Below are 26,770 nucleotides of genomic sequence, written 5' to 3'. Positions count from 1 at the left end.
GCATTTTTTTGCACTGCAATAGAGGATTGCCACAGCCCGTCCGTCATCCCCCTTGTCATCATAATGCAAAAACAGGGGGCATGAATGACGCGACTGTCCGCGCTCAAACTTTCACTTATTCTGGCTTCGTCCTGGTCCGCCTGCGCCATCGCGCAGGATGCACCGCAGGAACCGCAGACCGATGACGGCGCCGCCATCATCGTCACCGGCACCCGCGCCGTCGGCATTTCGGCCGCCGAATCCGCCGCGCCGGTTCAGGTGCTGAGCGAAGAAGCCATCAGCCATGTCGGCCAGCCGAACCTCAACCAGGTTCTGACCCAGATGGTGCCGGGCTTCACCGCGCAGACGCAGGGCACCGATCTGTCCAGCTTCTCGCTCTCGGCCCGTCTTCGCGGCCTCAGCCCCAACCACACGCTGGTCCTCGTCAATGGCAAGCGCCGCCACGGCAACGCCATTCTTCAGGTGATTTCCGGCGCGTTCCAGGGGTCTGCCGCGCCCAGCATCGACGTCATCCCGCCCGACGCCATCTCGCGCGTCGAAGTGTTGCAGGAAGGCGCAGCAGCCGTCTACGGCACCGATGCGATCGCGGGCGTCCTCAATTTCATCCTCAAGGACAATGATGAAGGCGGCTCGTTCAAGGTCACCGGCGGTCAATATTATGACAGCGAAGGCGAACTCTTCTCCGCCTCGGGCAATGTCGGCTTCAAACTGGGCGAGGACGGCTTCTTCAACCTGACCCTGTTCCACCGCCGCCAGGATTACACCACCGTCGGCAAGGGCCAGGTGCTCGTCACCCAGCAGGACGGCACGCTGCAACCCAACGCGCCGGCCCAATGGTCGAACCTCGCGGGCGATGCGCTGTCGGGCATCAACGGCGGCCAGCCCAAGACCAACCTCAACGTCGCCTTCTACAATATGGGCTATGATTTCGGCGGCGTCGAACTCTACAGCTTCGGCGACTATAGCCGCCGCGAAGGTTGGGCGAAGCAGGGTTATCGCCATCCCAAGCGCATCTGCTACGAAAGCGGCAACACCGGCGGCAGCGTCACCCCGGCCGCCTATGATCCCAGCATCTGCTATGGCGATACCGGCGTCGTGGGCATGGTCCCGCTCCAGCATGTGATCGAAAACGAATATAGCTTCACCATCGGCGCCAAGGGCGAATTTGGCGGCGGCTGGAACTATGATGTGTCCGGCACCTATGGTTCGCAGAAGGACGACATCTGGACGGAAAGCTCGGCCCATCGCGAAATCTGGCAGGAAAGCTACCAGAACCAGCTAAGCGGCATCGGCACTGCCAACACGCCCAGCAGCGCTTATGACGGCGGTTTCAAACTCGCCCAGACCACGCTCACCACCGACATCCGCAAGGAATTCGATGTCGGCATGGCGACGCCGATCACGCTCGCCTTCGGCGGCGAATATCGCAAGGACGAATATGAAATCATCGCCGGCGATTCCATCTCGACCTACAAGACCGGCGTCCAGTCCTTCCCCGGTTACAAGGCGAGCGACGCGGGCAAGTTCGATCGCAGCTCCAAGGCAGGCTATCTCAACTTCATCGCCAAGCCGACCGATGGCTGGAGCGTCGACTTTGCCGGCCGTTACGAAGACTATACCGATTTCGGCGACACGCTGATCGGCAAGGTCACGACCCGCTACGACTTCTCGGACGCCTTCGCCATCCGCGGCACCGCCAGCACGGGCTTCCGTGCGCCGACGCTGCAGGAACAGAAATATTCGACCATCAACGTCGGCCCGACCAGCGCCGTCGCACAGTTGCCCGCCGGCTCGCCTGCCGCCGCGCTGCTGGGCTTCGATTCGCTGAAGCCGGAAAAGTCGAAGAATTTCTCGGCCGGCTTCGTCGTCCGTCCGGTGCCCAAGCTGGCGATCACGGTCGATGGCTATCTGATCAAGATCAAGGATCGCATCACCGGCACCGCGGCCCGCAACGCCGTCCTCAACGGCGTGGCGCAGCCCGGCGGCGCGGACATCCTGAACGCCCTGAACGCGGCGGGCATCGTCCTCGACAGCGCCCTCTTCACCAGCGGCACGATCGGCGTGCAAAGCTTCACCAACGGCGTCGACACCCGCACCTGGGGCATCGACTTCTCGGCCAGCTATCCCGTCGCGCTGGACTTCGGCCAGCTCAACCTGTCGCTGACCGCCAACTATAACAAGACGAAGATCACCAACAACAAGCTGGGCTATCCGCTGTTCAACGCCGCGTCGGAAAGCAATATCGAACGCGCCAACCCGGACTATAAGGTCGTCGCCAACGCCCTGTTCAAGAGCGGGCGTTTCGCGGTCAACCTGCGCGAAACCTTCTACGGCAAGACCAGCGTCCTGGTGCGGCCGGCCTTCACCTCCTCCGCCAACGGGTCGGTCATCATCCCCGAAGGCGGTTTCCTGATCGCCGACGGCGCGCTGGTGAACGGTGTGAACGCCAACCAGCTCTACTTCAACGGCGTGGCCAAGGCGGCGGCCATCACCGACCTGGAAGTGAATTACGACTTCACCGACGCGGTCACCTTCTCGCTGGGCGCGAACAACCTGTTCAACAAGAAGCCGGAAATCCCCAAGCTGCTCAAGGGCGTGGTCGTTCCCACCGGCGTATCGCCCTATGAAAACGGCTCGGGCTCCTACAGCGCGTCCTACGGCCACAGCGCCTACAGCACATCGGGCGGCTATTATTACGCCCGCATCGACTTCAAATTCTGATCGACGTCACGAGGGAAGGGCCGGTCCGGCAAGGACCGGCCCTTTTTCTTACCATCGTCAATAGGGGGATTGTCCATGAAAGCGCGTTTCGCCTTCCTGCTGGCCGCCATGGCCGCCACCTCGGCCCCGATCTTCACCACGGCCCGGGCCGCCACCGTCGAACATAAGCAGGCGCCCGGCGCCATGATCGCCAGCGCGGCCATCATCCCGCCCGGCAGCACGCTCTATTATCTCTCCGGCGCGACCGGCGCGCCGATCGATCCCAAGGATGTCGAAAGCCCCGATGCCTTCGGCGACACCGAGGCGCAGACCCTCTCCATCTTCACCAGGATGAAGGCGCAACTGGCCGACATGGGCCTCACCATGGGCGACGTCGTGAAACTCACCGTTTTCCTGGTCGGCGACCCCAGGCTGGGCGGCAAAATGGACCGCGACGGCATGACCCGCGCGTACAAGAAATTCTTCGGCACCGCCGACCAGCCCAACCTGCCGACCCGCTCCGCCTTCCAGATCGCCGGCCTCGCCCGGCCGCAGCAACTGGTCGAGATCGAGGCGATCGCCGCCAAGGCGCCCTAAGCACCATGCAATGCGCGCAACAAGGGGGGACATTCATGACGCACGACACCACACCCAGCCGCCGCGACCTCCTGACCATGATCGGCAAGGTCGGTGGCGCCGCCGCCATGTATCAGGCGATGACCGCGCTCGGCCACGCCGCCGAAACCCAGTTCACCGGCCCGCCCGTCCTCACAGGCGCAAAACCAGGCGCCTCAGTCGTCATTCTGGGCGCGGGCCTTGCCGGCATGGCCGCCGCCTATGAGCTGCAAAAGGCCGGCTATGCGGTCAGGATACTGGAATTTCAGGATCGCCCCGGCGGCCGCAACTATTCGCTGCGCGGCGGCGACAGCTTCACCGAAAGCGACGGCACGGTGCAGAAAGTGCAGTTCGCGGCGGGCAATTACCTCAATCCCGGCCCCTGGCGCATCCCGCACCATCACAAGGCGCTGCTCCATTATTGTCGCCAGTTCGGCGTCGCGCTGGAACCCTTCATCCAGCTCAACCATAATGGCTTCATCCATTCGACCGAAGCCTTTGGCGGCAAGCCGATGCGCTACAAGGAAGTCGCGACCGACTTCAAGGGCCACACCTCCGAACTGCTGGCCAAGGCGATCAGCGCCAAGGCGCTGGACGACAAGCTGTCCGCCGAGGATCAGGAAAAGCTGATGGAGGCGCTGCGCGGCTGGGGCGTGCTCGACAAGAATCTGGCCTATACCAGCAGCCTCAAGGTCTCCGCCCAGCGCGGCTACGACCAGGCGCCCGGCGGCGGTCGCAACGGCGCCCCGACCCCGTCGCAGATCGCCAAGCTCCAGGACGTGCTCGACCCGCAGGTCTGGACCGCCATGTCCTTCTATTTCAGCTATGTGATGCAGACGACGATGTTCCAGCCGACAGGCGGCATGGACATGATCGGCAAGGCCTTCGCGAAGCAGATCGGCAAGATCGTCACCTATAACGCCAAGGCGGTGAAGGTCGCGCAGTCGGACGCAACGTCCGGCAAGGGGGGCGTCACCGTCAGCTACAAGGATGTCGCCAGCGGGCAGATGCACGATGTCAGCGCCGATTATTGCGTCTGCACCATCCCGCTCTCGATCATCAGCCAGGTCGACATGCAGGTGTCCCCGGCGCTCAAGGCCGCGATGAAGGCGGTGCCCTATGGCGGCCACGTCAAGATCGGCCTCGAATTCAAGCGCCGCTTCTGGGAGGAAGACGACAATATCTATGGCGGCCACAGCTTCACCGACCAGTCGATCACCCAGCTTTCCTATCCCAATGACAGGATGTTCGGGTCCGGCCCGGCGGTCTTGCTGGGCGCCTTCGCCCGCGACCTTGCCGGCTTCCAGCTCGCCGGCATGACGCCGCAGCAGCGGATCGAAACCGCGCTGAAACAGGGCGAAGTGTTCCACCCGCAATATCGCAAGGAATTTATGAACGGCGTGTCCGTGCCCTGGAGCCGGGTGCCGTGGATATTGGGCTGCACCTCCGCCTGGAGCGAGGACAACCGCAAGGCCCATTACAAGACTCTCGTCACGCTCGACAATCGCGTGGTGCTGGCGGGCGAACATGCCAGCTACTATGGCGGCTGGATGGAAGGCTCCATCCTGTCGGGCATGGACGCGATCACCCAGATCCACGACCATGCGCAGGCGGCCTGAGATGCGGCGCGCGCTCCTGCGCCTCGGCGTTCTCGCGGCGCTGGCCGCCACGCCCGCGCTCGCGGATTCCCCCGGCGGCCGCCCGGTCAAGATCGCGCTGCCCGATGGCGAGCAGGTCTATAAGCAGATCTGCGCCGCCTGCCATCTCGACCATGCGCAGGGATCGCCCGACGGCACCGTCCCGGCGCTGGCCCATAATGCCAAGCTGGCCTCGGCGGACTATCCGATCACCGTCGTCATGAAGGGCCAGGGCGGGATGCCCTGGTTCTCCGAAATGCTCACCCCCGGCCAGGTCGCCGGTGTGGTCGGCTATGTCCGCACCCATTTCGACAACAGCTATGCCGATCCGGTCAGCGAAGCCGATGTGAAGCGCGTCGCCGCCGCCATCCGGGCAAGCGAAGAATGACCGAACCCGCCGCCCTCTCCCGCCGGATGCTGATGCGCGGCGCGATCGGCGCCGCTACCGTCGCGGGCGCAGCCACCGCCCCGGTCCCCGCGCTCGCCCAGCGCGGGCGCAAGGTCGACCTGCCCGACGATCCAGCCGGCATGGCTGCGAGCCTGACCGACGCTGTCTATATCAACAGCAACGAACATCCGGTCGGCCCCTGCCCCGCGGCGCTCGCCGCGCTGGCGAAGCTGCCGCCGCTGTCGGGCCGCTACGGCATGGCCTTTGCCGGGAAGCTCGAAAGCCTCTTCGCGCGCCAGAACGGCCTGTCGCCGACACAGGTGCAGGTCCATCCCGGCTCCTTCATGCCGCTGCGCTCGGTGGCGCTCAGCTACTCCAGCGCCGATCGTCCGATCGCCTATTTCGAACCGACCTTCGACCAGGGTTTTCTCGGCCTCGACAATGCCAGCATCACCCGCTCGGTCGCCGTCCCGCTGTCGGGCGATTTCGCCGCCGACCCGCGCACGCTGCTGGCCGCTGCGCCCGACGCCGGCGTCTATTATCTGTGCAATCCCAACAACCCGACCGGCCTCACCACGTCGCGCGCCGATATCGACTGGCTGCTGGCGAACAAGCCCAAGGGTAGCATCCTGCTGGTGGATGAAGCCTATATTCATTTCAGCGATGCGCAAAGCTGCCTCGATCTGGTCGCGAGGCAAGCTGACCTGCTGGTGACCCGCACCTTCTCGAAAATCTACGGCCTGGCCGGCCTGCGCTGCGGCCTGATCGCAGGGCGCAAGGATTTGCTCGACGGCATGGCACGCTACGGCACCAACATCACGCCCATGCCGGCCGTGCTGGCGGCGGAGGCCAGCCTGCTCGACCCGACCCTGCTCCCGACCCGCAAGGCGGAAAACAAGGCCGTGCGCGACGACCTCTTCGCCTGGCTCGACGCCAGAGGGCTACGCTACCTGCCCAGCCAGGCCAGCTTCGCCATGATCCATGTCGGCCGCCCCGGCGCCGCTGTCACCGCCGCGCTGGCCCAGGCGGGCATATTCATCGGCGGCCCGCGCAAACATATGGACGACTGGGTCCGCGTCTCCTTTGGCAGCCCGGCCGAAATGCAGGCGTTCAAGGCCGCCTTCCTCAAGGTCATGGCATGACGCTCAGCCGCCGTCAGGCCTTGGGCGCGGCGATCGCCGTCCCACTGGCGGCGCAAGCGGCCCGCGCCAGCGCGACCACGCCCAGCCTGCCGGACAGATCCAGCTTCGCCGCCACCCCCATCGCCTATCTCGACAGCGCCTCCACCCATCCGATCAGCCTCGGCGCGCGCGCGGCGATGGACGCCTATGTCGCCGCCCGCACGCTCGATCCCGCCGCCGCGGCGCTGAGACCGGTGGACCGCGCCGCCACCATCGCCAAATTCGCGCGACTGGTGAACGCCGACCCGGACGAACTCTGCTGGGTCCAGTCCACCACCATGGGCGAACAGGCCGTGCTCCGCGCGCTGGGCTTCCCGCACAGGAGCGGCCGCATCGTCACCGACACGCTGCATTTCTATGCCGGCTTCCCCATGTATCAGGAACTGGCGAAACAGGGCGTCGATGTCGCCTGGGTGCAGGCGCGCGACGGCCGTATCGACATGGACGACATGGCCAAAGCCATCACCCCCGGCACGACGCTGGTCAGCCTCTCGCTCGTCTCCACCTATAATGGCTTCCAGCACGACCTGAAGGCCGTCTGCGACCTCGCCCATGCCGCCGGCGCACTGGTCTATGCCGACATCATTCATGCCGCCGGCGCGATTCCCGTCGATCTCCACGCCAGCAGCGTCGATTTCGCCGCCTGCGCCACCTATAAATGGCTGATGGGCGATTTCGGCCTCGGCTTCCTCTATGCCCGGCGGGGCGTGCTGGATGCCCTGCCGCTGGCCGATTTCGGCTATTATGGCTTCGCCGCGCCCGGCGCCCCGCCCGGCATCGCCCTGTCCCCGCCGCAAACCCATGTCTATCCGATGGACCCGCCCGGAAATGAACCGGTCAGCTACGCCATCCGCCCCGGTACGCTCGGCCATTTCGGCACCGGCACCTATGCCCAGGCGGTGGTCGCCGCGATCGACCATGGCCTCGACCATATCGCTACCCTTACCGTCCCCGCGATCCAGGCCCATGCCCAAAGCCTGATCGCCCCGCTCCGCGACGGCCTGAGCGCGAAAGGCTATCGCCTTATCACCCCGCCCGGCACAACCACGCCGCTGCTGACCGCCCTGCTGCCCAACGCGAAGACCCGCCTCGCCGACCCACTGGCCAAGGCGCAGGTGCGCATCTCGCTGCACGATCATCATTTCCGCATCGCGCCGTCGATCTTCAACGACAGGGCGGATGTGGACCGCCTGCTCGCCGCGCTACCCCGCGCCTGATCTTTTCAAGGAGAGACTTATGAAGCGCCTTCTCGCCACCGCCCTGCTGCTGGCCGCCGCACCCGCCTTCGCCCAACCCGCTCTGGCCCAGCCCGCCACCGCGCCGCAAGCCCTGCCCACCAGGCTCCCCTTTTCGCCGTCGATCCGGGTCGGCGACCTCCTCTTCATGTCCGGCCAGATCGGTCAGGTGCCCGAAGGCATGGACAAGCATAAGGAAGGCTTCGACGCCGCGGTGAAGGGGGCGATGGATTCGATCGGCAAGATATTGGCGAGCAATGGCCTGGATTTCGGCCATGTCGTCAAATGCACGGTCATGCTGGACGAAATGGCCGACTGGCCGCGCTTCAACGCCGCCTATCTCCCCTATTTCGAAGGCAAACGCCTTCCCACCCGCAGCGCCTTCGGCGCCGACGGCCTGGCGTTGGGCGCCCCGCTCGAAGTGGAATGCATCGCCGCGTTCACATGAGGGAGAGCGGAATTGGCTGACTTAGAATATGTTGCGGAACGTTTGCTTTTCCCAACCGTCATGCCAGCCTGCGCTGGGATGACGACCGTGGGTGGTCGACCATGGCAGAAACCCGCCATTTTCAGATCGCCATAGCCTCCCGCACCACCAGCACCGGCACGCCATCGCGCACCGGAAAAGCCAGCCCCGCCGTCTCCGATACCAGCGCGCCGCGCGCCGCGTCCCAGCGCAGCGGCGTGCGCGTCACCGGACAGACCAGCTTGTCCAGCAGCCATGGATCGATGGGGGCGATTTCATGCCCAATCATTGCATCGTGGCCCCACCGTCGCGCTCGATCCGGCCGACGATCTGCATCAGCTGGATGATCCGTTCCGACCGTTCGGACAGCGTGTCGGCTTCCAGCAGGGTCTGCTTGGCCGCCGGATCGAACGGCACGATCTGGGCGATGCCGTTGACCAGCGCCGTATCGTCCAGCCGCGACACCGCGGTCCAGTCCACCACATAGCCCAGCGCATCGGCGAAACGCCGTGATTCCTGTTCCAGCGCCGCCCGCTCCGCCATGTGCAGCACCTCGTCCTCCTGCGGCGCCTGCTCGACATCGGCCTCGATCTGGCGGAACTGGGTCGGGACCTGCAATTCGCGCACCAATCGGAACCGCGCCAGGCCCGTCAGCACGATGTTGAACCGCCCATCTTCCAGCGCCTCGATCTGGCTGACATGGCCCAGGCACCCCATATCGAACAAGGGCGGTACGGCGCCGGCCCCGCGCGGCTGGATCATGCCGATCCGCCGGTCGCGCGCCATCGCGTCATGGATTAGCGCGCGGTATCGCGGCTCGAAAATATGCAGCGGCAGGTCCATTCCCGGCAGCAGCAGCGCGCCGGACAAGGGAAAGATGGAGACGCGTGCCAGTGGCATGGCGGTTACGAAAACAGGATCTGGGACAGTTTGCGCCGCTGCGCCGACACCCACGGATCTTCCAGCCCCACCGCGTCGAAGATGGTCAGCAACTGCGCCCGCGCCGCGCCGTCGTTCCACGCCCGGTCGCGCCGCACGATCTCCAGCAGCGCCTCGGCCGCGCCATCGCGATCGCCATTGGCCATCAGCCCGCCGGCCAGTTCGAACCGCGCCTCATGATCGTCGGGATCGGCCTCCACCTTCGCCTGCACGCTCGACAGGTCGGCGACCGGCTTCACGTCCCGTGCCAGCGCGATCGCCGCGCGCGCCTGATCGATCGCGACATTTCTGGCGACATCGGCCGGCAGCGCATCCAGCACCGCTTCCGCCTCGTCCAGCCGCCCCAGCGCCACCAGCGCCCGCGCCAGACCGGACGCCACCTCGACATTGTCGGGCGCCATCTCGGCGATCTGGCCGAACACCGACAAGGCGCGCTCCGCATCGCCCGCCGCCAGCACCTCCTCGCCCATGGCGATCAGCGGCGCGATTTCCTGCAACTGCGCCTTCTCATCCGATTCGATCGGCAATTGCGACAGCAACTGGTCAAGATATTGTTTGAGCTGCCCTTCGGTCCGCGCCTGCGTCAGGTCAGCGACCGGCTGGCCCTGAAAAACGGCATAGACGGTCGGAATCGACTGCACGCGGAACTGGCTGGCGATAAAGCCATTCTCATCGACATTGACCTTGACCAGCTTGACGCCCTTGGCCGCATAGTCGGCGCAGACCTTCTCGATCACCGGGGCCAGTTGCTTGCACGGGCCGCACCATTCGGCCCAGAAATCGACGATCACCAACTGCGTGCGCGAAGGCTCCACCACATCCTGGCGAAACGCCTCCACGGCCGCCTTGTCGGCCTCGCTCAATCCCAGGGTCGCCACGCTTCTATTCTCCTGTCCATGCGGTCATGCGCCGCCGTCATACCGCGCCTTATGTGGGGCGTCACCCCTCACGGACAAGACGGGCGGCGATTGGACAGAATCAGAAAGTATAACCCACGCCGATCGCGCCGACCCACTGGTTGCGCGATCCCGCGTCCGCCACGATCGGCGAATCCCCATATTTGCCCAACACCCGCGCATAACCGGCCAGGCCGAACACCGCCCAGCCCTTGCGCAGGTCGCCCGACAGCGACTTGCCGGCTGTCAGGTTGACGCTCATCCGCTTGAAGCCCGACCCGCGCCCGGCCCGGTCATAGACATCCAGCCCGCTAGCCAGGCTCTCCTGCGGCGTGATGTCGAAATAATAACGGCCATATTTCTTGCCGACATAGTCCGCCGACGCGCTCAGACCAACGAAGGTCGTCATCGACAATGGCGTGAAATATTCGATCGTGGGCGTGATGACGGTGCTGCCATGGGCGCCCGCCACATCCTTGGTCACCGCCACGCGCGCCGACAGATTGTCATAATCGCTGGTGATGACCCCGGTCTTGCCGATGCCGACGAAGCCGCCGACCTCCACCGCCACGTCTCGCTTGCCCAGCAGCCGCACGGCATCGTCCTTGATGCCCTTGCGGCTGGTGCGGTCCAGCCGGACATTGACGACCGGGCCAAGCTCGAAGTTTACGCCGGTGCCGGTGGGATCGGGGATGGCGTCGACATAGAGCGTTGTCCCGCGGGTCCAGAAGGCGAAGTCATGCACCTTGCCGCGCGCCTGCACGATCGGCATCACGCGATAGTCGTCCGACCCTTCATAGCTGGGGATCGCCGCGCCGCCCACGCCGATGGTCAGGCTGCTATGCTGTTCCTCCTCCTGCGCCATCGCGGGCGCGCAAAGGGGCAGGACCGCGACGAGAGTCGCGGCCAGTCGGCTGCGGAAAATATGCATGATGGCCCTGTTCGTGAAGGTGCGTCTGGGCCTAAGAATGTTTTGAGGCGGTTACAGGTTCCCAGCCCGGCTTTTCACAGGAAATATTTGAGCCGGATCGCCTGCTCCACTGGCGCGCCCGCGACCGGGAACCCGGCCGACCGAAAGCTCGGCGCGCCGAATCGCAGCACCGGATTGCGCGAAAAGCCCACGCCCTCGCGCGGGATGCCGGCAAAGGTATCCAGCTTGCCATTGCCATTTTCGTCATGGACGATGGCAATCGCATAATCGCCCGGCGCGACCAGGCCGAGCGGGATCGCCCCGCTCCGCGCCGCTACGGCGAAATGGCGCTTGTCCGGATCTTTGGTGCAATCGGGAAAATGGTCGGCCGACCGGGTGACGCACACCAATATCTGCCCCCTGGTGGATCGCAGGCCCTCCAGCACCATGCCGAGCGCCTGCGGCTGACCCGCAGGTGCCGCCGCCGTCAGGCCCGCCACCAGCGCCAGCGCCAGCCCCAGCCCCAGCCCCAGCCCTCGCAAAAGCCTCACGCATCCATCTTCTTGAACTCGCCCAACTCCCGAAAATCCCCCACCCTCCGGAAATCTCCCAACCCCTTGTCGGTGCCGCACACACGGTCCCAGACCCGGAAATACAGCCCGTAATTGCAATTATACTGGTCGTGATGTCGCTGATGATGGGTCGCGGTGATCAGCCACCCGCCCATCGGCCCGCGCACCATCCAGCGCGGGAACATCTCCCACCCCATATGATTGCTCACGCCCATGATCGTCATGATCGTCAGCACGCATCCCAGCGCGCCGACATGGATGGGGATCAGGAACACCAGAGCCGGAATCACCACCGCCCCGGTTACCGCCTCCCAGGGATGGAAGCTCATCGCCGCCCAGGCGGTCGGCGGCCGGCTGGCGTGATGCACCGCATGGGCGACGCGAAACAGCCGCGGCCGGTGCATCCAGCGATGCGTCCAGTAGAACCATGTGTCGTGCGCCGCGAGATAGAGCAGCACCGACAGCGGCAGCCACCACAGCGGAAAGTCGCCGACATCGCTATAGATGCGCGTCCAGCCCCGTTCCTGCCAGCCCCAGGCGACCACGCCGGCGGGCACGCCATAGATCAGCGCGGACGCCAGCGACCAGCCGATCTCCCGCCGCATCTGCCGCTCCAGCCCCCGGTAAAGTCCCGGCTGGCGAATCCGCGTCGCCAGTGCGAACCCGCCGCTCGCCAGCAGGTAACGCACGCCGACGATCGCGCTCATCGCCAGGGCGGACAGAAGGATGGCTGCGACCATGGGGAGCGCTATAGGCGCGATCTCGCTCCTGCGAAAGCGCCGACGCGAAACTGGCGGCAAAGACTGCGAACGACCAGCTGACACGTTCCCCCTCCCGCCAGCGGGAGGGGGATGGCAGGAAAATAACCATCTCAGCCGTCTCCCTAGCCCGAAACAGGCCCACGCCCGCGCGCGCCTCAGGTCCGCGGCCGCGCCTGCCGATAGCTGCCCAACTGCCGCACCCACTTGGTGTGGAACTCCAGCTCCGCCAAAGCCCGATCGACCGCCGGGTCGCCCGGCATCCCCTCGATATCGCAGAAAAATTCGGTCGCGGCGAAACTGGCTCCGCGCTGGTAGCTTTCCAGCTTGGTCATATTGACCCCGTTGGTCGCAAAGCCGCCCATCGCCTTGTAGAGGGCGGCGGGCACATTCTTCACCTCGAACAGAAATGTCGTCATCACCGGCCCGACATTGGCGACCGGCATCTTGGCCTCCTGCGCCAGCACCAGGAAGCGCGTCATATTGTCGTCGCTATCCTCGATATTCTCGGCGATCAGGCGCAGGCCGTACAATTCCGCCGCCAGATAGGGCGCGATCGCCCCTTCGCCGGGCGTGCGCGTTTCCGCCACCAGCGCCGCCGCGCCGGCCGTATCGGCATAGGCGACCGGCTGAATGCCTCGCTCCCGCAGATAATGGCGGCATTGGCCGAGCGCCTGGGGATGGCTGATCGCGCTCTTCACCGGGCTGTCGTCCGGCGCCATCAGGCAATGACGGATGCGCAGGAAATATTCGTCGATCACCGCCAGCCCCGATTCGGGCAGCAGGAAATGCATGTCCGCCACGCGCCCGTGCAGGCTGTTTTCGATCGGAATGATCGCCCGCGCCGCCTGTCCATTGCGCACCGCATCGATCGCATCCTCGAACGCGAAACAGGGCAAAGGTACGCAATCGGGCGCATAGCCGAGCGCCGCCAGATGCGAATTGGCGCCGGGCGCGCCCTGATAGGCGACGGCACGCGCCGGGTCGGCCGCGGCCTTTTGCGCGAGTTGCGCGACGATCGCGCGGGCGGGGGCGGGATAATTTTCCATGACTGGCTGCGCGCTTAGGGTTTCACCCGCCCCCACGCAAGCATCCGCGCGGCGTCCGCGCACGCGAAGGGCGATTTACCGTGCCAACCCGGCTTGCATGGTGGCGTGTCCGCCATTATGGCAGCGCACAAGAGGGGGCGCGGAAGACAGCCGCCAGAACAGAAACGCAAGGGAAATCGAGCGAAATGGGCGATCGTTTCAACACCGTGGCGGGCTGGGCTTTGTTTGCGGGGATCATCGCGCTGGGCGGCGCGATCGTCAGCTCCAAATATTTCCATGACGAACGGCCCGAAAAGATGGGCTATGCGATCGAAGGCGTCGAAGCCGAAGGCGAAGGCGGCGGCGACACCGGCCCCGGCCTCAACACGCTGCTCGCCAGCGCGGACGTCGCGGCCGGTGAGAAGGTGTTCGCCAAATGCGCCGCCTGCCACACCGTGAACCAGGGCGGCGCCAACGGCATCGGTCCCAATCTCTACGCCACGGTCGGCGAAGCGATCGGCCAGGGCAAGGGCGGCTTCGCCTTCTCCGACGCGCTCAAGAGCAAGGGCGGCGAATGGAGCTTCGACAATCTCGATCACTGGCTGAAAAGCCCGCGTGAATTCGCGCCTGGCACCAAGATGACCTTTGCGGGCCTTGGCAATCCGGCCGATCGCGCCAACCTGATCGCCTGGCTCAACACGCAGGGTTCCAACCTGCCGCTGCCCGCAGCCGACGCCGCGCCTGCCGCAGCGGAAGGCGCAAACGCCGCCGAAGCCGGCAATGCCGCCAATGCGACGGAAGCGCCCGCAGCGAACGCGGCCAACGCCAGCGAGTAAGCGGCGCCAGAGAGCAAAGGACAAAGGGCGCGGCATCGATTGCCGCGCCCTTTGTCGTTCGTGCTAATTGCGTCCGCAGCGAAAGCGACCTTGGCGGGTAAGATGATGGCCGACTTGGGGTGGAGAGCGGAATGTCTGCTTTACGCCAGAAATCGACAATAGCGGACGGTCAGTTGACGATGGTGCAGCCCCATCCGTCATACTCACCGCCAATATCCCGCGCCGCTCTGAATAGATCGATCGTCACCTCATCAATTTGATCTGGTCGATCTGTCCTATCGAACGTAATTTGAAATTCGCCGCTTGCAGCATCAGTCTTTCGAACGATAGCATATCCCTTCGCGACGAGATGTTCGGCAAAGATGTTCCTATCCTCTTGCGAACCAAATACAGCAAAATGATCAATCGTTCGGGGTTCTTCTATGCGATCGCCCTGTTCCAACAAGCGATCGACAACATCCCGGTTTCCTATGCGTTGAAAATCCTCTGGTGAGGGATAAAGAAAGCGCCAATACGTTGACCACTGTTCATCTGGTCGATGGCCAGTCTGATATTCATACAAAGGCCATTTTTTCATGGCTTTTGTGAGAAAATCTTCGATCGAGTGGTTTTGCGTGTAAAAGTAAAAATCCCGATTTCCGCTTGACGTATTCCGCCCGACATAGAGGTGTTTCCCGGCGCGCTCTGCTGCTTCTGCTACGTCTTTCTCCAAAGAAATCAGACTGTCGTATTCGTCCTGACTGGATAACCCATCCGGCCGGGGATTGTTCATCCTGACGCGTAAATACGCCATAATCGGGAAATCAGCGATGTGTGTTTCTTTCGTGACCCCGAGATCGACAAAGATCGAAGCTGGCTCATCATCGACAAGGAGGGCGTAGAAATTCCAGTTGTCGGACATCTGCATACCTCGCAGGGGTTGATTAAGAATGGTGACCTGCGACCCACATTTACATGGCGGCTTTGAGGATAAGCAATTGCTTATGCTGCTGACCTAAAATGGTCGACAGCTGTCATGCTTCGTCGCTTGGCCAAAGGGCAGCCCCCTACCGCTCCGCCACCAGCAGCTTGTCGATCTTGCGCCCGTCCATATCGACGATCTCGAAACGCCATCCCTGGTCGTCGATGAAGTCCCCGACCTCCGGCAACCGCTTGAGCAGCCACAGCGCATGGCCCGCCACCGTCGCATAGTCGCGGTCTTCGGACAGGTCGATGCCGATCCGTTCGGCCAGCTGGTCGATCGGCATCTGCCCCGACACCAGCAGGCTGCCATCGTCGCGCTCGACCATGTCCGGCTCGTCATAGGCGTCGCGGTCCGACGCGAAATGGCCGGCGATCGCCGACAGCAGGTCCGCCGGGGTCACGATCCCCTCGAAATGGCCATATTCGTCATGGACCATCACCATCGGCACGTCGGACCGGCGCAGCACTTCCAGCGCGTCCATCGCATCGACCTGGTCCGGCACCACCTCCGCCCGGCGCATCAGCGCGCCGACATTGAGCGCCTCGCCGCGAAACAGCGCGGTCATGATGTCGCGTGCCTGGACGATGCCGATAATATCTTCCACCGACCCGCGGCCTACCGGCAGGCGGGTATGCGGCGTTTCCAGCAGGCGACTGCGAATCGTCGCATCGTCGGCGGCGATGTCGATCCAGTCGACGTCCATCCGCTGGGTCATCACCTCGCGCACCGGCCGGTCGGCCAGCCGCACGACGCCCGAAATGATCGCCCGCTCGCTTTCCTCGATCACGCCGGACTTGCTCGCCTCCGCGACGATCAGGTGCAATTCCTCGGCGGTGACGTGGTTCTCCGATTCGCGGTCCAGCCGCAGCAGCTTGAAGATCAGGCTGCTCGACCCGTCCAGCACCCATACGATCGGCGCGGTGATCTTCGACAGCCACAGCATCGGCGTCGCCACCAGCACCGCGATCGGCTCGGGCGCGCGCAGCGCGAACTGCTTGGGCACCAGCTCGCCCACGATCAGCGAGGCATAGGTGGTCAGGCCGATCACCAGCGCGAAACCCGCATTTTCCGCCAGGTTGGGCGACAGGCCCAGCAACTGCAACCGCTCGCCGGTCGGCCCGCCCAGGCTGGCGCCCGAATAGGCGCCCGCGATGATGCCGATCAGGGTGATGCCGATCTGCACGGTAGACAGGAACTTGCCGGGATCGCTGGCCAGCGCCAGCGCCGTTGTCGCTCCCTTGCGCCCCGCCTTCTCCAGCCCCTGCAGCCGCGGCTTGCGCGCGGACACGATGGCCAGTTCGGACATGGCGAAGACACCATTCAGGGCGACGAGCGCCAGGATGATGACGAGATCGGCCCAGGGAAAGGGCGTCGGATTATGGAGGGGGATCGTGGCCATGGTGGTCAACTACCTCCTATAACCGCTAATCTTTCAATTTCACAACATCCCCCTCATCATCGGTTCAGTTCGCATGTGGAACAAACGGCATGTTCGGCCATTATGAGGGGCAGTCGCTCCTACAGGCGCGAAAAAGGACAAGGGAACAGGATCATGAGGATTTCTCACCGCATCATCGGCGCCGCAGGGCTGGCCGCCATGCTCGCCACCACGGCCTGCACGACGGACCCGACCACGGGCCAGCGCAGCATTTCGAAGGCGGCGATCGGCGGCATCGGCGGCGCGCTGGGCGGCTATCTGCTCGGCGATCTGGTTGGCGGCCGCAACGACCGCACCGAAAAGATCCTGGGCGCGGGCATCGGCGCGGTCGCGGGCGCGGGCATCGGCGCCTATATGGACGCCCAGGAACGCAAGCTGCGCGAAGAAACCGCCGGCAGCGGCGTGGACGTGATTCGCGACGGCGACAATCTGCTGCTGCGTATGCCGTCGGGCATCACCTTCGCCTATAACAAGGCGGACGTGCAGCCGCAGTTCCAGCCGACGCTGAACGACGTCGCCTCGGTCCTGTCGCAATATCCAAAGACCTATATCGACGTGTACGGCCATACCGACAGCGACGGCGCCGACGCCTACAACCAGACCCTGTCCGAACGCCGCGCCCAGTCGGTCGCCAGCTATCTGGTGAGCAAGGGCGTGCAGTCGGCCCGCATCGGCACCCGCGGCTTCGGCGAAACCCAGCCGATCGCCTCCAACGCCACCGAAGAAGGCAAGGCGTCCAACCGCCGCGTCGAAATCAAGATCGCGCCGGTCACCGAAGCCGACGTGAAGGGCTAACCAATCTATCGTCATCCCAGCGAAAGCTGGGATGACGGCATATCAGAGGATCGGGCGCCTCAAAAACTCGCCTTCAACCCGTCGATCACGAACTGCGCCGCCAGTGCGGCGAGCAGCACGCCCAGCAGCCGCGTAATCACTGCCTCGATCTTGCGCCCCAGCAGCGCCATCAGCGGCCCGGCGGCGATCAGCGCGCCCAGCATCAGCGCCAGCGTCAGCACCACGGCGCCCAGCACCACCCCGCGCTCCGCCATGCCATTGGCCCGCGACATCAGCAGCATGACGGTCGCGATCGATCCCGGCCCGGCGATCATCGGCATCGCCATCGGGAATACCGACACATCCTCGACATGCGGCTCTTCGGTCGTGATCTTGTTCGCCCGGTCCTCGCGCCGCTGGGTCCGCTTTTCGAACACCATGTCCATCGCGATCATGAACAGCATGATGCCGCCCGCGATGCGGAAACTGTCGAGCGCGATGCCCAGCACGCCCAGCAGCTGCTTGCCCCACAGGGCGAAGACCAGCAGGATCGCCGCCGCGATGCCGACCGCCCGGATCGCCATCGCCCGGCGCTGCGCCGCATTGGCCCCGCTGGTCAGGCTGGCATAGATGGGTGCGCAGCCCGGCGGATCGATGACGACGAACAACGTCACGAAGGCGGAAATGAAAAGCTCGATCATGATCCCGCCTTTACCCTGTCGTCGATCACCGTCTCATAGGCCGCGCCGGTCCACATCCGCACCGTCACCTGCCGGCTGCCGTCGGTCGCGACGTCCGCGGTCCAGATCAGGCTCTCGTCGGGCGGTGGCGGCAATTCCCCCTTCTTGCCCGATGGCGGAGGCGGCGGCATGGCGCCCTGCGGCCCGCGCCTGCAGGTCGCGACCTTGCCGCTCAGAAACTCCGGCGTCGCACGCGCGGTGGCCAGCGTGTCGCCATGGTCCATGATCCATTGCCAGCGCCCCTTCCGGTCGCGCCGCCAGATCGTGGTATAATAGCCGACCGACCCGTCCGGCCGCGTCCAATTGCCCGTGCTGGCGGCCAGATTGCCGTCGCACGATACATAGACGACTGACGTCGACCAGCGAACCGAGGCGGCCGGATTGGCCTGTTTCTTCAGCCAGTCCTTCGCCATCACCTTCTGCGGCACGAACATCACGGCATCGTCGGCAGCCGTCTCGGCAAAGGCGGTCCATTGCCCCTTGCTCTGCGCCAGCCGGTTGAAGGCGATCTCCGCCGCGATCACGCTGCTCGGATCGGGCTGGAAGCGTGGCGGCGGCTTGGCAGCGCTTGGGGTAGCGACCAGAGCGGCCGCGCCTAACGCCAGCAGCGCCAGCCGCGCCGTCACAGACCCGCCGGCTTGGCCAGCCCGGCGCGGGCATGGGCCGCGACCAGCGTGTTGCGCAGCAGCACGGCGATAGTCATCGGCCCGACGCCGCCCGGCACCGGCGTAATGGCGCGGACATGGGCCAGCGCCTCGGCGGTGGCGACGTCGCCGACGATCCGGCTCTTGCCATCCTCGGCATCCGCCACGCGGTTGATGCCCACGTCGATCACCGTTGCACCGGGCTTGATCCACTCGCCCTTCACCATCTCGGCGCGCCCCACGGCGGCCACGACGATGTCCGCGCGATGCACCACGCTCGCCAGGTCGCGGGTGCGGCTATGCGCGATCGTCACGGTGCAGCTTTCCGCCAGCAGCAGCGCCGCCATCGGCTTGCCCACGATGTTGGACCGGCCCACGACCACGGCTTCCAGTCCCGACAGGTCGCCCAGCTCGTCCTTCAGCAGCATGATGCAGCCCAGCGGCGTGCAGGGCACCAGCGCCTCCTGCCCCGTCGCCAGCTTGCCCGAATTGACGACATGGAAACCGTCCACATCCTTGGCCGGGTCGATCGCGCCGATCACGGCGGCCTCGTCGATATGCCCCGGCAGCGGCAATTGGACCAGGATGCCATCGACCCGCTCGTCATGGTTCAGTTCTTCGATCAGGTCGAGCAGATCCTCCGCGCCGATGCTGTCGGGCCGCTTGAATTCGAAGCTTTCCATGCCCGCCGCGACCGTCATCTTGCCCTTGGACCGGACATAGACGCTGCTGGCCGGGTCTTCGCCCACCAGAACCACCGCAAGCCCCGGCTTGCGCCCGGTCGCCTCGACGAAGCCCGCCACGCCTTCGCCCACCGTGTCGCGCAGGGTGGCGGCGAACGCCTTGCCGTCGATGATCTTGCCGATGGTCATGTCTGTCCTACCCATGTTTCGATAAGCGCGGTCAGGCGCGCCGACGCGCGGCCGCCGCCGATGATGCGCAGCCGCTTTAGCCGGTTGGTGTCGCCCGATTCCAGCAAAATCGCGCCCTTGGGCCAATCCAGCCGTTTCGACAGCAGCGCGATCAGCGCGCCATTGGCCCGGCCCTTTTCAGGCACGGCCCGGACCCGCGCGGACAGCCAGCACGCATCGCGCTCATCGACCCACAGCCCGCCGATATCGTCCTTCGCCGCTCCCGGCGTCAACCGGACGGCGATCAACAGGTCGTCGCCCGCCGCCATCCAGACGCTCGTTAGGGCAGGATTCAGGCCGCGGCCCGCATCAGCGCCGCGAACAGATTCTCGCGCACCGGCCCCTGCAATATGATGACCGCGAGCAACACCACCATCGGCGACAGGTCCAGCGCGCCCAGATCGGGCAGCACCTTGCGCACCGGGCGATAGAGCGGCTCGGTCATCCGATCGAGCGCATAGAGGCCGTTGCGCACATAATCGTTGGACGTGTTGATCACATTGAACGCGATCAGCCAGCTTAGCACGATCTGCACGGTGATGATCCACCAGATCGCCTCCAGCACGATATAGACGATCCCATTCAGGGCGTTCAGAAATTCGAACAAGCTACCGGCCTTCCATGCTGCGCTGCCGCGAATGTGATGTCGTATCTAGCGGTGCGGGCACCCCGCCACAAGGACCGGCCGACGCTTATTCTGCCAACGACAGCCAGTGTGGTGGATTTGAAATACGCCACATTGTAGCGGCTTGGTCTGGAGCGTATTCTAAATCCCTAAACCACACTGGAATCAAATATTTGCTAGTGGCCCTGATGAATCTGAAGTTCGCTCAGACCTTGCCAGATAATGTGACGAACTTCAGATTCGGGCCACTAGCCCGCCGGCATCGTCCCCGGCCGGATATGGCCGAACATATGCGCGACATAGTCCCCCTTGCCCAGCGCCACGCCCTGCGCCCGCAGGATCGCGTAAGCGGTCATCAGGTGGAAATAAAATTGGGACAACGCCCAATCCCGCGCATATTGCTCCGCGGTCAGGTCCAATATCATGCCGTTGGGCAGCGCATGGGCGATTGCCGTCCCCGCGGCCCCGTCCAGCGCATCGGCCGACAGGCTTTGCAACAGGGCGAGCGCCTCGCCGATCCGCGCCTTCGCGTCCGCGATCGAACCGGGCCGCTCGCCCGCCTCGCGCCCTTCGTTCAGCAATCCGTCCAGCGCGGCGGGGAACGCCTTGCCCTGCAACCGGTACACCGCCTCATGCGCCTGGACGCAGGCGAAGCGGATCTGCGTCGCCAGCGGAAACATGTCGGGCGCCAGTCGCGCCGACAGCAAGGCCTCCGCCTCGGCGGCGGGCAATTGCGTCTGCGCCTTGTCCAGCCAGCCCGACAAAGTGCCCAGCATCTGGCTAAAGGTCGGGACGATCAGCGAAGTCAGCGTCATCAGCCGTTCCTTATTTCCGCACCAGCGTACCGGCGCCCTGATCGGTGAAGATTTCCAGCAGCATCGCGTGCGGCACCCGTCCGTCCAGGATGACCGCGGCGTCCACCCCGCCCTCGACCGCACGGACGCAGGTTTCCAGCTTCGGGATCATGCCCCCGCTGATCGTGCCGTCCTGCTGCAACACGGCGATCGCCGCCGGGTCGAGGTCGCTCAGCAACTGCCCCTGCTTGTCCAGCACGCCCGCGACATCGGTCAGCAGGAAGAAGCGCGACGCCTTGAGTTCCGCCGCGATCGCCCCGGCCATCGTGTCGGCGTTCACATTATAGGTATGACCATCGGTGCCGATACCCACCGGCGCGACGACAGGGATGATGCCCGCCTGCGCCAGCGTGTCCAGGATGCGCCGGTCCACCGACACCGGATCGCCGACGAAGCCCAGATCGACATTGCGTTCGATCCCCGAATTGGGGTCCGCCTCGCGCCGGCCGCCGACCTTCTCGCACAGGACCAGCCCGCCATCCTTGCCCGAAATGCCCACCGCACGGCCGCCCGCCCCGGCGATCCAGCCGACGATTTCCTTGTTGATCGATCCGGCCAGCACCATCTCGGCGATCTTGGCCGTCTCCGCGTCGGTCACGCGCAACCCGCCGATAAACTGCGATTCGACGCCCAGTTTCTTCAGCATCGCGCCGATCTGTGGCCCGCCGCCATGGACGACGACGACATTGATGCCCACCGCCTTCATCAGCACGACATCCTCGGCGAAATCGCGCGCGGCTTCGGGATCGCCCATGGCATGGCCGCCATATTTCACGACGAACGTCTTGCCCGCATAGCGCTGCATATAGGGCAGCGCCTCGACCAGGGTTTCGGCCTTCGCCAGGAGCGCGGGATCGGGAGCGTGCTTGCTGTTCATGCGCGGGCGCATAAGGCCATATGCCGCCCGCCGCAAGGTTTGCGCACACCCCGCCGTGCACCTGCAAAGGCGGGAGTCCGGTCCAGGCGCTGAAGAGGGATGACTCTACATTGGCCCGTTCGCTTCGAGCGAAGTCGAGAAGCCGGTAGCGCCACGCCCACGTTTCTCGACTTCGCGCGAAACGAACGGAACAAGTTGGATCGACCTATCGCCAGCAGGCTCCACCCGTCGCCGAATCATACGCGCCATGGTCGAATAATTAGTTCGCCAACTAATGAGAATCGCGAATGCGCCACAGCTGTTGCACTCGCCGTCTCAGCGACGATCCAGCCGCCGCCCCAGCGCGACCAGCAGATAGATGACGGGCGGCACCAATATCGCCGACAGCAGCACCTTGGCCAGCATCTGGCCCAGCAGCAATTCGCCGATCGGAAACACGCCGTAAAAGGCGATCGTCACGAACAGCAGCGTATCGACGATCTGCGACAGGATGCTGGCGACCGCCGCCCGCAGCCACAGCAGCCGCGCACCCTCCCGCCCCTTGAGCAGCGCGAACAGCGTGACGTTGAGCGTCTGCGAAATGCCATAGGCGATGATCCCGCCCAGCCAGATGCGCGGCGTGCCGCCCATCATCATGGCGAAGGCTTCGGCCCTTTTGGGGTCCATGTCGCCCGCCGCCGGCGCGGCCAGCACGACGATCGACAGCAGGATCGACGCGATCAGCGGCAGGAAGCCGATCTGCACCAGCCGGTTGGCGACGGCGCGGCCGTGCAGTTCCGCCACCGCACTGGAAATCGTGACCAGCAGAAGGAAGGCGAAGATCCCCGCCTCGACCGCCAGCGGCCCCAGCCCCACCATAGGCCCGATCCCCGCCAACGGCCCCAGCGCCACCTGCTTGTTGCCCAGCACCCCGGCAATGCAGACCATGCCGCCATAGAAGATCGAGAATCCGAAGAGCGAACGGCTGATGGGCGCGGGAGATGCAGTCATCGGCCGCCCTTACCGGCAATTACGCAGTGGGGGAAGAGTCACAAGCGGCGCTCCTTCACCTTCTCCCCGTGGGGAGAAGGATACGCAGCCTTGCCGCGTAGCGGCTTGGCGAAGTTGGAAGAGGGGTGGGCACCCTACCCCGCGAACAAGCGATATTTGACCCCCATCGCCTGCGCCAGGTTGCGCAGGCGGCGCTCGACCGTCTCGCCATAGAGGTCGGCGTCCTCGTCGCGCAGTTGCAAATCGATCTGCCCCTCCGTCCGGCTGAGTTGCGACACGGCCAGCGGCCCTTCGACCCCGCCCGACAGGCGCTGGGCCAGACGGATGGCCAGCCCCCACAGGGCCGCGCGACGCAATTCTTCGGGCTTCGCCAGCCGCTCCACGCCCGGCGGACAGCCCATGCCGCCGCCGAAATGGCTGTGCAGCGCCTGCGCCAGCATCGCCCGCTCCGGCGCGGTGATCCCCACCCAATTGCTGTGCAGCGCGATCTCCACGCCCCGTTCCGCCCGGAAATCGGGATTGGCGCGCCAGCCGACATCGGCCAGCAGACAGGCCGCGCGGCGAATGCGGCGGGCGGCGGCATCGTCGTCGGCGAACAGCGGTGCGATCCACTTGTCGATCCGGTCGCCATGGCCGCGAAAACGCGACTGCGCCTCCCCTTCCGCCTCGGCCGCGACCAGCAGCGGGTCGTGCGCCCGGATATCCTCCGGCAGATCTTCGTAAAGCAGCCCTTCGCGCAGGCCGTAGGCCGACACCACCAGCCGGCTCGACTTCAACTGCCGCACCACGACCGACAGCAGGGCCGCGGCATCGGGCAGCGTCGGCACGCGCGATCCCGTCATCGCCGGAATCTGCTTCAACCGCGTCCGATCGACATGGCTGACGATCCGGGTCAGTTGCTCGGCCCGCGCGGCGGTCATCTCATATTGATGGACGACGGGCAGCGGAAAGCTGGTCAGTTGCATGTCGAACCGCGCCAGCGCGCGCCACGACCCGCCGACCAGATAGAAGGGCAGGTCCGGTTCCGGCGTCCATCCCGCCTTCTCCAGCATCTTGACCACCTGCCGCTCCAGCATCCGCGGCCCCTTGGCCCGAATCTGCGGCAGACGCAGCACCCCGAGCGGCAGCGAGATCGTCTGCTCCACCGCCCCGCCCCTGATGCGCGCCAGCTCCAGGCTGCCCCCCCCCAAGTCGCCGACGATGCCGTCGGCATGGGGAATGCCCGACAACACGCCCATCGCCGCGCCGATCGCCTCCTGCGCGCCGGTCAGCAATTCGACGGTCAGGCCCATATCCTTCGCGCGGGCGATGAACGCGGCCCCGTTGGTCGCATCCCGCACCGCCGCGGTGGCGACGCAGCGTATCTCGGTCACCTTCATCGCGCGGCACAGATGGGCGAAACGGCCCACGGCGCGCAGGCCGCGGTCCATCGCCTCTGGCTCGATCGCCCCCGTCTTCGCCAGCGACGCGCCCAGCCCCGCCATCACCTTTTCATTGAACAGGATGAAGGGGATGCGCCGCGGCCCGTCATACACCACCAGGCGCACGCTGTTCGACCCGATGTCGATGATCGCGGTCCGGGCATGGGCCGGCTCGGGCGACGTCGCCATGCTTTCGGCGACGGCGCGAACGCGGCTGAGCATCGAATTCATCAGGCGCGCCCGCTCAGGCGCAATGTCGGCACCGCCTCATTGTCCAGCGCCGCGCCGCGCCCGGACAGCGACGGATTGGTCATAAAATACCGATGCAGGTTGAATGGCCTGTCGCCCGGCTCCAGCCGCGTATAATGGCCCTCGCTGTCCAGCGACCAGCTCTGTTCGGTGTCGATCAGGTTGGCGACCATCACCTGGTCCAATATCTGGTCATGCACGGTCGGATTCTCGATCGGCGCCATGAACTCGACCCGCCGGTCGAAATTGCGCTGCATCCAGTCGGCCGAACTGATGAAGACCTTCGCGCCATTATTGGGCAGCGCCTTGCCGTTGCCGAACACGGCGATGCGGCTATGCTCCAGGAAACGGCCGACGATTGACTTCACCCGGATATTCTCCGACATGCCCCGCACCCCAGGCCGCAGGCAGCATATGCCCCGCACGATCAGGTCGATCTGGACCCCCGCATTGCTCGCCGCATAGAGTTTCTCGATCATCGCCGGATCGACCAGACTGTTCATCTTGGCCCAGATGGTGCCGGGCCGCCCGGCGCGGGCATGATCGATTTCCGCGTCGATCAGGCGGCACAGCGTGTCGCGCAGGTCGCGCGGCGACATGACCAGCTTTTCCAGCCGCTCCGGCTCGACATAGCCGGTGATATAGTTGAACAGCGCCGCGGCGTCCCGGCTATAGGCTGGATCGGCGGTGAAGAAGCTGAGGTCCGTGTAGATGCGCGCCGTGATCGGGTGATAATTGCCCGTGCCGAAATGGCAGTAGCTGCGGAACTGCTCGCCCTCGCGCCGGATCACCATGGAGATTTTGGCGTGGGTCTTCCAGTCGATGAAGCCATAGACCACCTGCACGCCCGCGCGCTCCAGCGCGTCGGCCCACATCAGATTCTGTTCCTCGTCGAACCGCGCCTTCAACTCGACCACGGCGGTCACGGACTTGCCCGCCTCCGCCGCGTCGATCAGCGCGCGGATGATCGCCGACTGCTTGCCCGCGCGATACAGCGTCTGCTTGATCGCCACCACATCCGGGTCGACCGCCGCCTGTTTCAGGAAGGATACGACGACGTCGAACGCCTCATAGGGATGGTGGACGACGATGTCCTTGGCCCGGATCGCGGCAAAACAGTCGCCGCCATATTCGCGGATACGCTCGGGAAAGCGCGGCGCATAAGGCTCGAACTTCAAATCGGGCCGGTCGGCGTCGACGATGCCGGACAGGTCGCCGATGCCGACGAACCCCTCCACCTCAACCACCACCGCCTCATGCCCCTGGAGCATGTCCTGCAACATTTCCTCGACCGGTTCGGGGATGCGCTCCTCAATCTCCATGCGGATCACCCGACCGCGCCGACGCCGCTTGATCGCGCTGCGGAAATGGCGGACCAGATCCTCGGCTTCTTCCTCGATCTCGATGTCGCTGTCGCGGATGATGCGGAACACACCGCTGTTGCGGACGCGATAGCCGGGGAACAGATCGGCCGAAAAACGCCGGATCACCGCCTCCAGCGCCATGTAGCGCGCCGGATCGCCGGGAATCCGCACGAACCGCGTCAGCGTCGGCGGGATCATCACCAGTTCGCGGATCGGCTGTTTGTCCGACAGCCGTTCCAGGTCGAAGATGATCGACAGCCCCTGATTGGGGATGAAGGGGAAGGGATGCGCCGGGTCCAGCGCCTGCGGCGTCAGGATCGGGAAAATCTGCGTCAGGAAATGCTCGCGCAGCCATTGGCCGCAGGCCGCGTCCATCTCGCTGCCCGGCCCGATCACCTCGATCCCGACCTGCGCCAGTTCGTCATGCACCGCGCCCCAGACCTTCTGCTGCGCGACCATCAGCCGCGTGCTTTCCTCGGTCAGCGCCGCGAGCTGCTGCGCCGGTGTCAGCCCGTCGGCGGAGCGCAGGTCGACATCCTGCAATTGCTGGCCCTTCAGCCCCGCGACCCGGACGGAGAAGAATTCGTCCATGTTCGCGCCGGATATGGACAGGAAGCGCAACCGCTCCAGCAGCGGATGGGCGCGGTTCATCGCCTCTTCCAGCACCCGCTGGTTGAACGCCAGCCAGGACAGCTCGCGATTGAAATAGCGGTCGCTGGGCAGCGCCAGGCTGGCGGAGGGATCGGCTTCGGCCACGG

At 65.1% G+C, this 26,770-nt stretch carries 28 protein-coding genes; 9 read left to right on the top strand and 19 right to left on the bottom strand.

Annotated features, from left to right (window positions below; genetic code table 11):
- The first annotated feature begins 84 nt into the window (after window positions 1-84).
- From ABT375_RS16230 to ABT375_RS16200, 7 genes are all read left to right on the top strand, one after another.
- Window positions 85-2,721, top strand: coding sequence for a TonB-dependent receptor plug domain-containing protein (locus tag ABT375_RS16230; RefSeq protein WP_416463327.1), 2,637 nt, complete (start codon window positions 85-87; stop codon window positions 2,719-2,721).
- 75 nt (window positions 2,722-2,796) lie between these two features.
- Complete coding sequence (locus ABT375_RS16225; protein ID WP_416463326.1) at window positions 2,797-3,297, top strand: RidA family protein; 501 nt, start codon at window positions 2,797-2,799, stop codon at window positions 3,295-3,297.
- A 35-nt stretch (window positions 3,298-3,332) separates the two neighbouring features.
- Complete coding sequence (locus ABT375_RS16220; protein WP_416463325.1) at window positions 3,333-4,934, top strand: flavin monoamine oxidase family protein; 1,602 nt, start codon at window positions 3,333-3,335, stop codon at window positions 4,932-4,934.
- Window position 4,935: 1 nt separating this feature from the next.
- Window positions 4,936-5,340 carry a c-type cytochrome gene (locus tag ABT375_RS16215; RefSeq protein WP_416463324.1) on the top strand — a complete coding sequence of 135 codons (405 nt, stop codon included), beginning with the start codon at window positions 4,936-4,938 and terminating at the stop codon, window positions 5,338-5,340.
- Window positions 5,337-6,482: an aminotransferase class I/II-fold pyridoxal phosphate-dependent enzyme gene (locus ABT375_RS16210; RefSeq protein ID WP_416463323.1), complete on the top strand. Its 1,146-nt coding sequence runs from the start codon at window positions 5,337-5,339 to the stop codon at window positions 6,480-6,482. The genes ABT375_RS16215 and ABT375_RS16210 overlap by 4 nt, the downstream gene beginning before the upstream one ends.
- Window positions 6,479-7,738, top strand: a complete 1,260-nt coding sequence (locus ABT375_RS16205; protein WP_416463322.1) for an aminotransferase class V-fold PLP-dependent enzyme — start codon at window positions 6,479-6,481, stop codon at window positions 7,736-7,738. Before ABT375_RS16210 ends, ABT375_RS16205 begins: the two co-directional genes overlap by 4 nt.
- A 19-nt stretch (window positions 7,739-7,757) precedes the next feature.
- A complete protein-coding gene (locus tag ABT375_RS16200; protein WP_416463321.1) occupies window positions 7,758-8,204 on the top strand; it encodes a RidA family protein in 447 nt (148 codons plus the stop codon).
- A 121-nt stretch (window positions 8,205-8,325) separates the two neighbouring features.
- Here ABT375_RS16200 and ABT375_RS16195 read toward each other — a convergent pair whose 3' ends face one another.
- From ABT375_RS16195 to ABT375_RS16165, 7 genes are all read right to left on the bottom strand, one after another.
- Window positions 8,326-8,511: a Trm112 family protein gene (locus ABT375_RS16195; protein ID WP_416463320.1), complete on the bottom strand. Its 186-nt coding sequence runs from the start codon at window positions 8,509-8,511 to the stop codon at window positions 8,326-8,328.
- Window positions 8,508-9,122, bottom strand: coding sequence for an LON peptidase substrate-binding domain-containing protein (locus tag ABT375_RS16190; protein ID WP_224549609.1), 615 nt, complete (start codon window positions 9,120-9,122; stop codon window positions 8,508-8,510). Before ABT375_RS16190 ends, ABT375_RS16195 begins: the two co-directional genes overlap by 4 nt.
- Before the next feature lie 5 nt (window positions 9,123-9,127).
- Window positions 9,128-10,039 (bottom strand): tetratricopeptide repeat protein, encoded by a 912-nt coding sequence (locus ABT375_RS16185; protein WP_416463319.1) that lies wholly within the window; start codon window positions 10,037-10,039, stop codon window positions 9,128-9,130.
- Between the two features lie 100 nt (window positions 10,040-10,139).
- Window positions 10,140-10,988 (bottom strand): MipA/OmpV family protein, encoded by an 849-nt coding sequence (locus ABT375_RS16180; protein ID WP_224549605.1) that lies wholly within the window; start codon window positions 10,986-10,988, stop codon window positions 10,140-10,142.
- 74 nt (window positions 10,989-11,062) lie between these two features.
- Entirely contained in the window at window positions 11,063-11,518 is a 456-nt protein-coding gene (locus tag ABT375_RS16175; RefSeq protein WP_416463318.1) for a DUF2141 domain-containing protein, read from the bottom strand.
- Complete coding sequence (locus tag ABT375_RS16170; protein WP_416463317.1) at window positions 11,515-12,279, bottom strand: sterol desaturase family protein; 765 nt, start codon at window positions 12,277-12,279, stop codon at window positions 11,515-11,517. The genes ABT375_RS16175 and ABT375_RS16170 overlap by 4 nt, the downstream gene beginning before the upstream one ends.
- A gap of 176 nt (window positions 12,280-12,455) precedes the next feature.
- Complete coding sequence (locus ABT375_RS16165) at window positions 12,456-13,346, bottom strand: prephenate dehydratase (RefSeq protein WP_224549601.1); 891 nt, start codon at window positions 13,344-13,346, stop codon at window positions 12,456-12,458.
- Between the two features lie 185 nt (window positions 13,347-13,531).
- Here ABT375_RS16165 and ABT375_RS16160 point away from each other — a divergent pair, with 185 nt between their 5' ends.
- Window positions 13,532-14,161, top strand: coding sequence for a c-type cytochrome (locus ABT375_RS16160; protein WP_224549600.1), 630 nt, complete (start codon window positions 13,532-13,534; stop codon window positions 14,159-14,161).
- 169 nt (window positions 14,162-14,330) lie between these two features.
- On the opposite strand, the gene ABT375_RS16155 is transcribed toward ABT375_RS16160, so the two are convergent.
- Window positions 14,331-15,062, bottom strand: coding sequence for a DUF695 domain-containing protein (locus ABT375_RS16155; RefSeq protein ID WP_416463316.1), 732 nt, complete (start codon window positions 15,060-15,062; stop codon window positions 14,331-14,333).
- A 145-nt stretch (window positions 15,063-15,207) separates the two neighbouring features.
- Window positions 15,208-16,524: a hemolysin family protein gene (locus tag ABT375_RS16150; RefSeq protein WP_224549594.1), complete on the bottom strand. Its 1,317-nt coding sequence runs from the start codon at window positions 16,522-16,524 to the stop codon at window positions 15,208-15,210.
- A gap of 153 nt (window positions 16,525-16,677) precedes the next feature.
- Between ABT375_RS16150 and ABT375_RS16145 the strand changes: the two genes are divergently transcribed.
- Window positions 16,678-17,358: an OmpA family protein gene (locus tag ABT375_RS16145; protein ID WP_261935498.1), complete on the top strand. Its 681-nt coding sequence runs from the start codon at window positions 16,678-16,680 to the stop codon at window positions 17,356-17,358.
- Between the two features lie 59 nt (window positions 17,359-17,417).
- Here the strand turns inward: ABT375_RS16145 and ABT375_RS16140 are convergent, their stop codons facing one another.
- The 10 genes from ABT375_RS16140 to ABT375_RS16095 all read right to left on the bottom strand — a co-directional run bounded on the left by ABT375_RS16140 (window position 17,418) and on the right by ABT375_RS16095 (window position 26,768).
- Window positions 17,418-18,038: a MarC family protein gene (locus ABT375_RS16140; RefSeq protein WP_224549591.1), complete on the bottom strand. Its 621-nt coding sequence runs from the start codon at window positions 18,036-18,038 to the stop codon at window positions 17,418-17,420.
- Complete coding sequence (locus ABT375_RS16135; protein ID WP_416463315.1) at window positions 18,035-18,703, bottom strand: YybH family protein; 669 nt, start codon at window positions 18,701-18,703, stop codon at window positions 18,035-18,037. The genes ABT375_RS16140 and ABT375_RS16135 overlap by 4 nt, the downstream gene beginning before the upstream one ends.
- Window positions 18,700-19,593 (bottom strand): bifunctional methylenetetrahydrofolate dehydrogenase/methenyltetrahydrofolate cyclohydrolase FolD, encoded by an 894-nt coding sequence (gene folD / locus ABT375_RS16130; protein ID WP_416463314.1) that lies wholly within the window; start codon window positions 19,591-19,593, stop codon window positions 18,700-18,702. The genes ABT375_RS16135 and folD overlap by 4 nt, the downstream gene beginning before the upstream one ends.
- Entirely contained in the window at window positions 19,590-19,901 is a 312-nt protein-coding gene (locus tag ABT375_RS16125) for a DUF167 domain-containing protein (RefSeq protein WP_416463313.1), read from the bottom strand. The genes folD and ABT375_RS16125 overlap by 4 nt, the downstream gene beginning before the upstream one ends.
- Before the next feature lie 23 nt (window positions 19,902-19,924).
- Entirely contained in the window at window positions 19,925-20,239 is a 315-nt protein-coding gene (locus ABT375_RS16120; protein WP_416463312.1) for a YggT family protein, read from the bottom strand.
- A 266-nt stretch (window positions 20,240-20,505) separates the two neighbouring features.
- Window positions 20,506-21,072 carry a DUF1993 domain-containing protein gene (locus tag ABT375_RS16115; RefSeq protein ID WP_416463311.1) on the bottom strand — a complete coding sequence of 189 codons (567 nt, stop codon included), beginning with the start codon at window positions 21,070-21,072 and terminating at the stop codon, window positions 20,506-20,508.
- Between the two features lie 10 nt (window positions 21,073-21,082).
- Window positions 21,083-22,000 carry an acetylglutamate kinase gene (argB, locus tag ABT375_RS16110; RefSeq protein ID WP_066605722.1) on the bottom strand — a complete coding sequence of 306 codons (918 nt, stop codon included), beginning with the start codon at window positions 21,998-22,000 and terminating at the stop codon, window positions 21,083-21,085.
- A gap of 303 nt (window positions 22,001-22,303) precedes the next feature.
- Window positions 22,304-22,978 (bottom strand): queuosine precursor transporter, encoded by a 675-nt coding sequence (locus ABT375_RS16105; RefSeq protein WP_224550243.1) that lies wholly within the window; start codon window positions 22,976-22,978, stop codon window positions 22,304-22,306.
- Window positions 22,979-23,112: 134 nt separating this feature from the next.
- Window positions 23,113-24,630: a Ppx/GppA family phosphatase gene (locus ABT375_RS16100; RefSeq protein ID WP_416463310.1), complete on the bottom strand. Its 1,518-nt coding sequence runs from the start codon at window positions 24,628-24,630 to the stop codon at window positions 23,113-23,115.
- Window positions 24,630-26,768 carry an RNA degradosome polyphosphate kinase gene (locus ABT375_RS16095; RefSeq protein ID WP_416463309.1) on the bottom strand — a complete coding sequence of 713 codons (2,139 nt, stop codon included), beginning with the start codon at window positions 26,766-26,768 and terminating at the stop codon, window positions 24,630-24,632. Before ABT375_RS16095 ends, ABT375_RS16100 begins: the two co-directional genes overlap by 1 nt.
- Window positions 26,769-26,770: the final 2 nt, after the last annotated feature.

It is taken from the genome of Sphingomonas sp. VDB2 (genome assembly GCF_047946695.1).
GTDB classification, from domain to species: Bacteria; Pseudomonadota; Alphaproteobacteria; order Sphingomonadales; family Sphingomonadaceae; genus Sphingobium; species Sphingobium bisphenolicum.
Note: the sequence above shows the minus strand (reverse complement) of the source record. Positions and strands in the feature narration are given on the sequence as shown.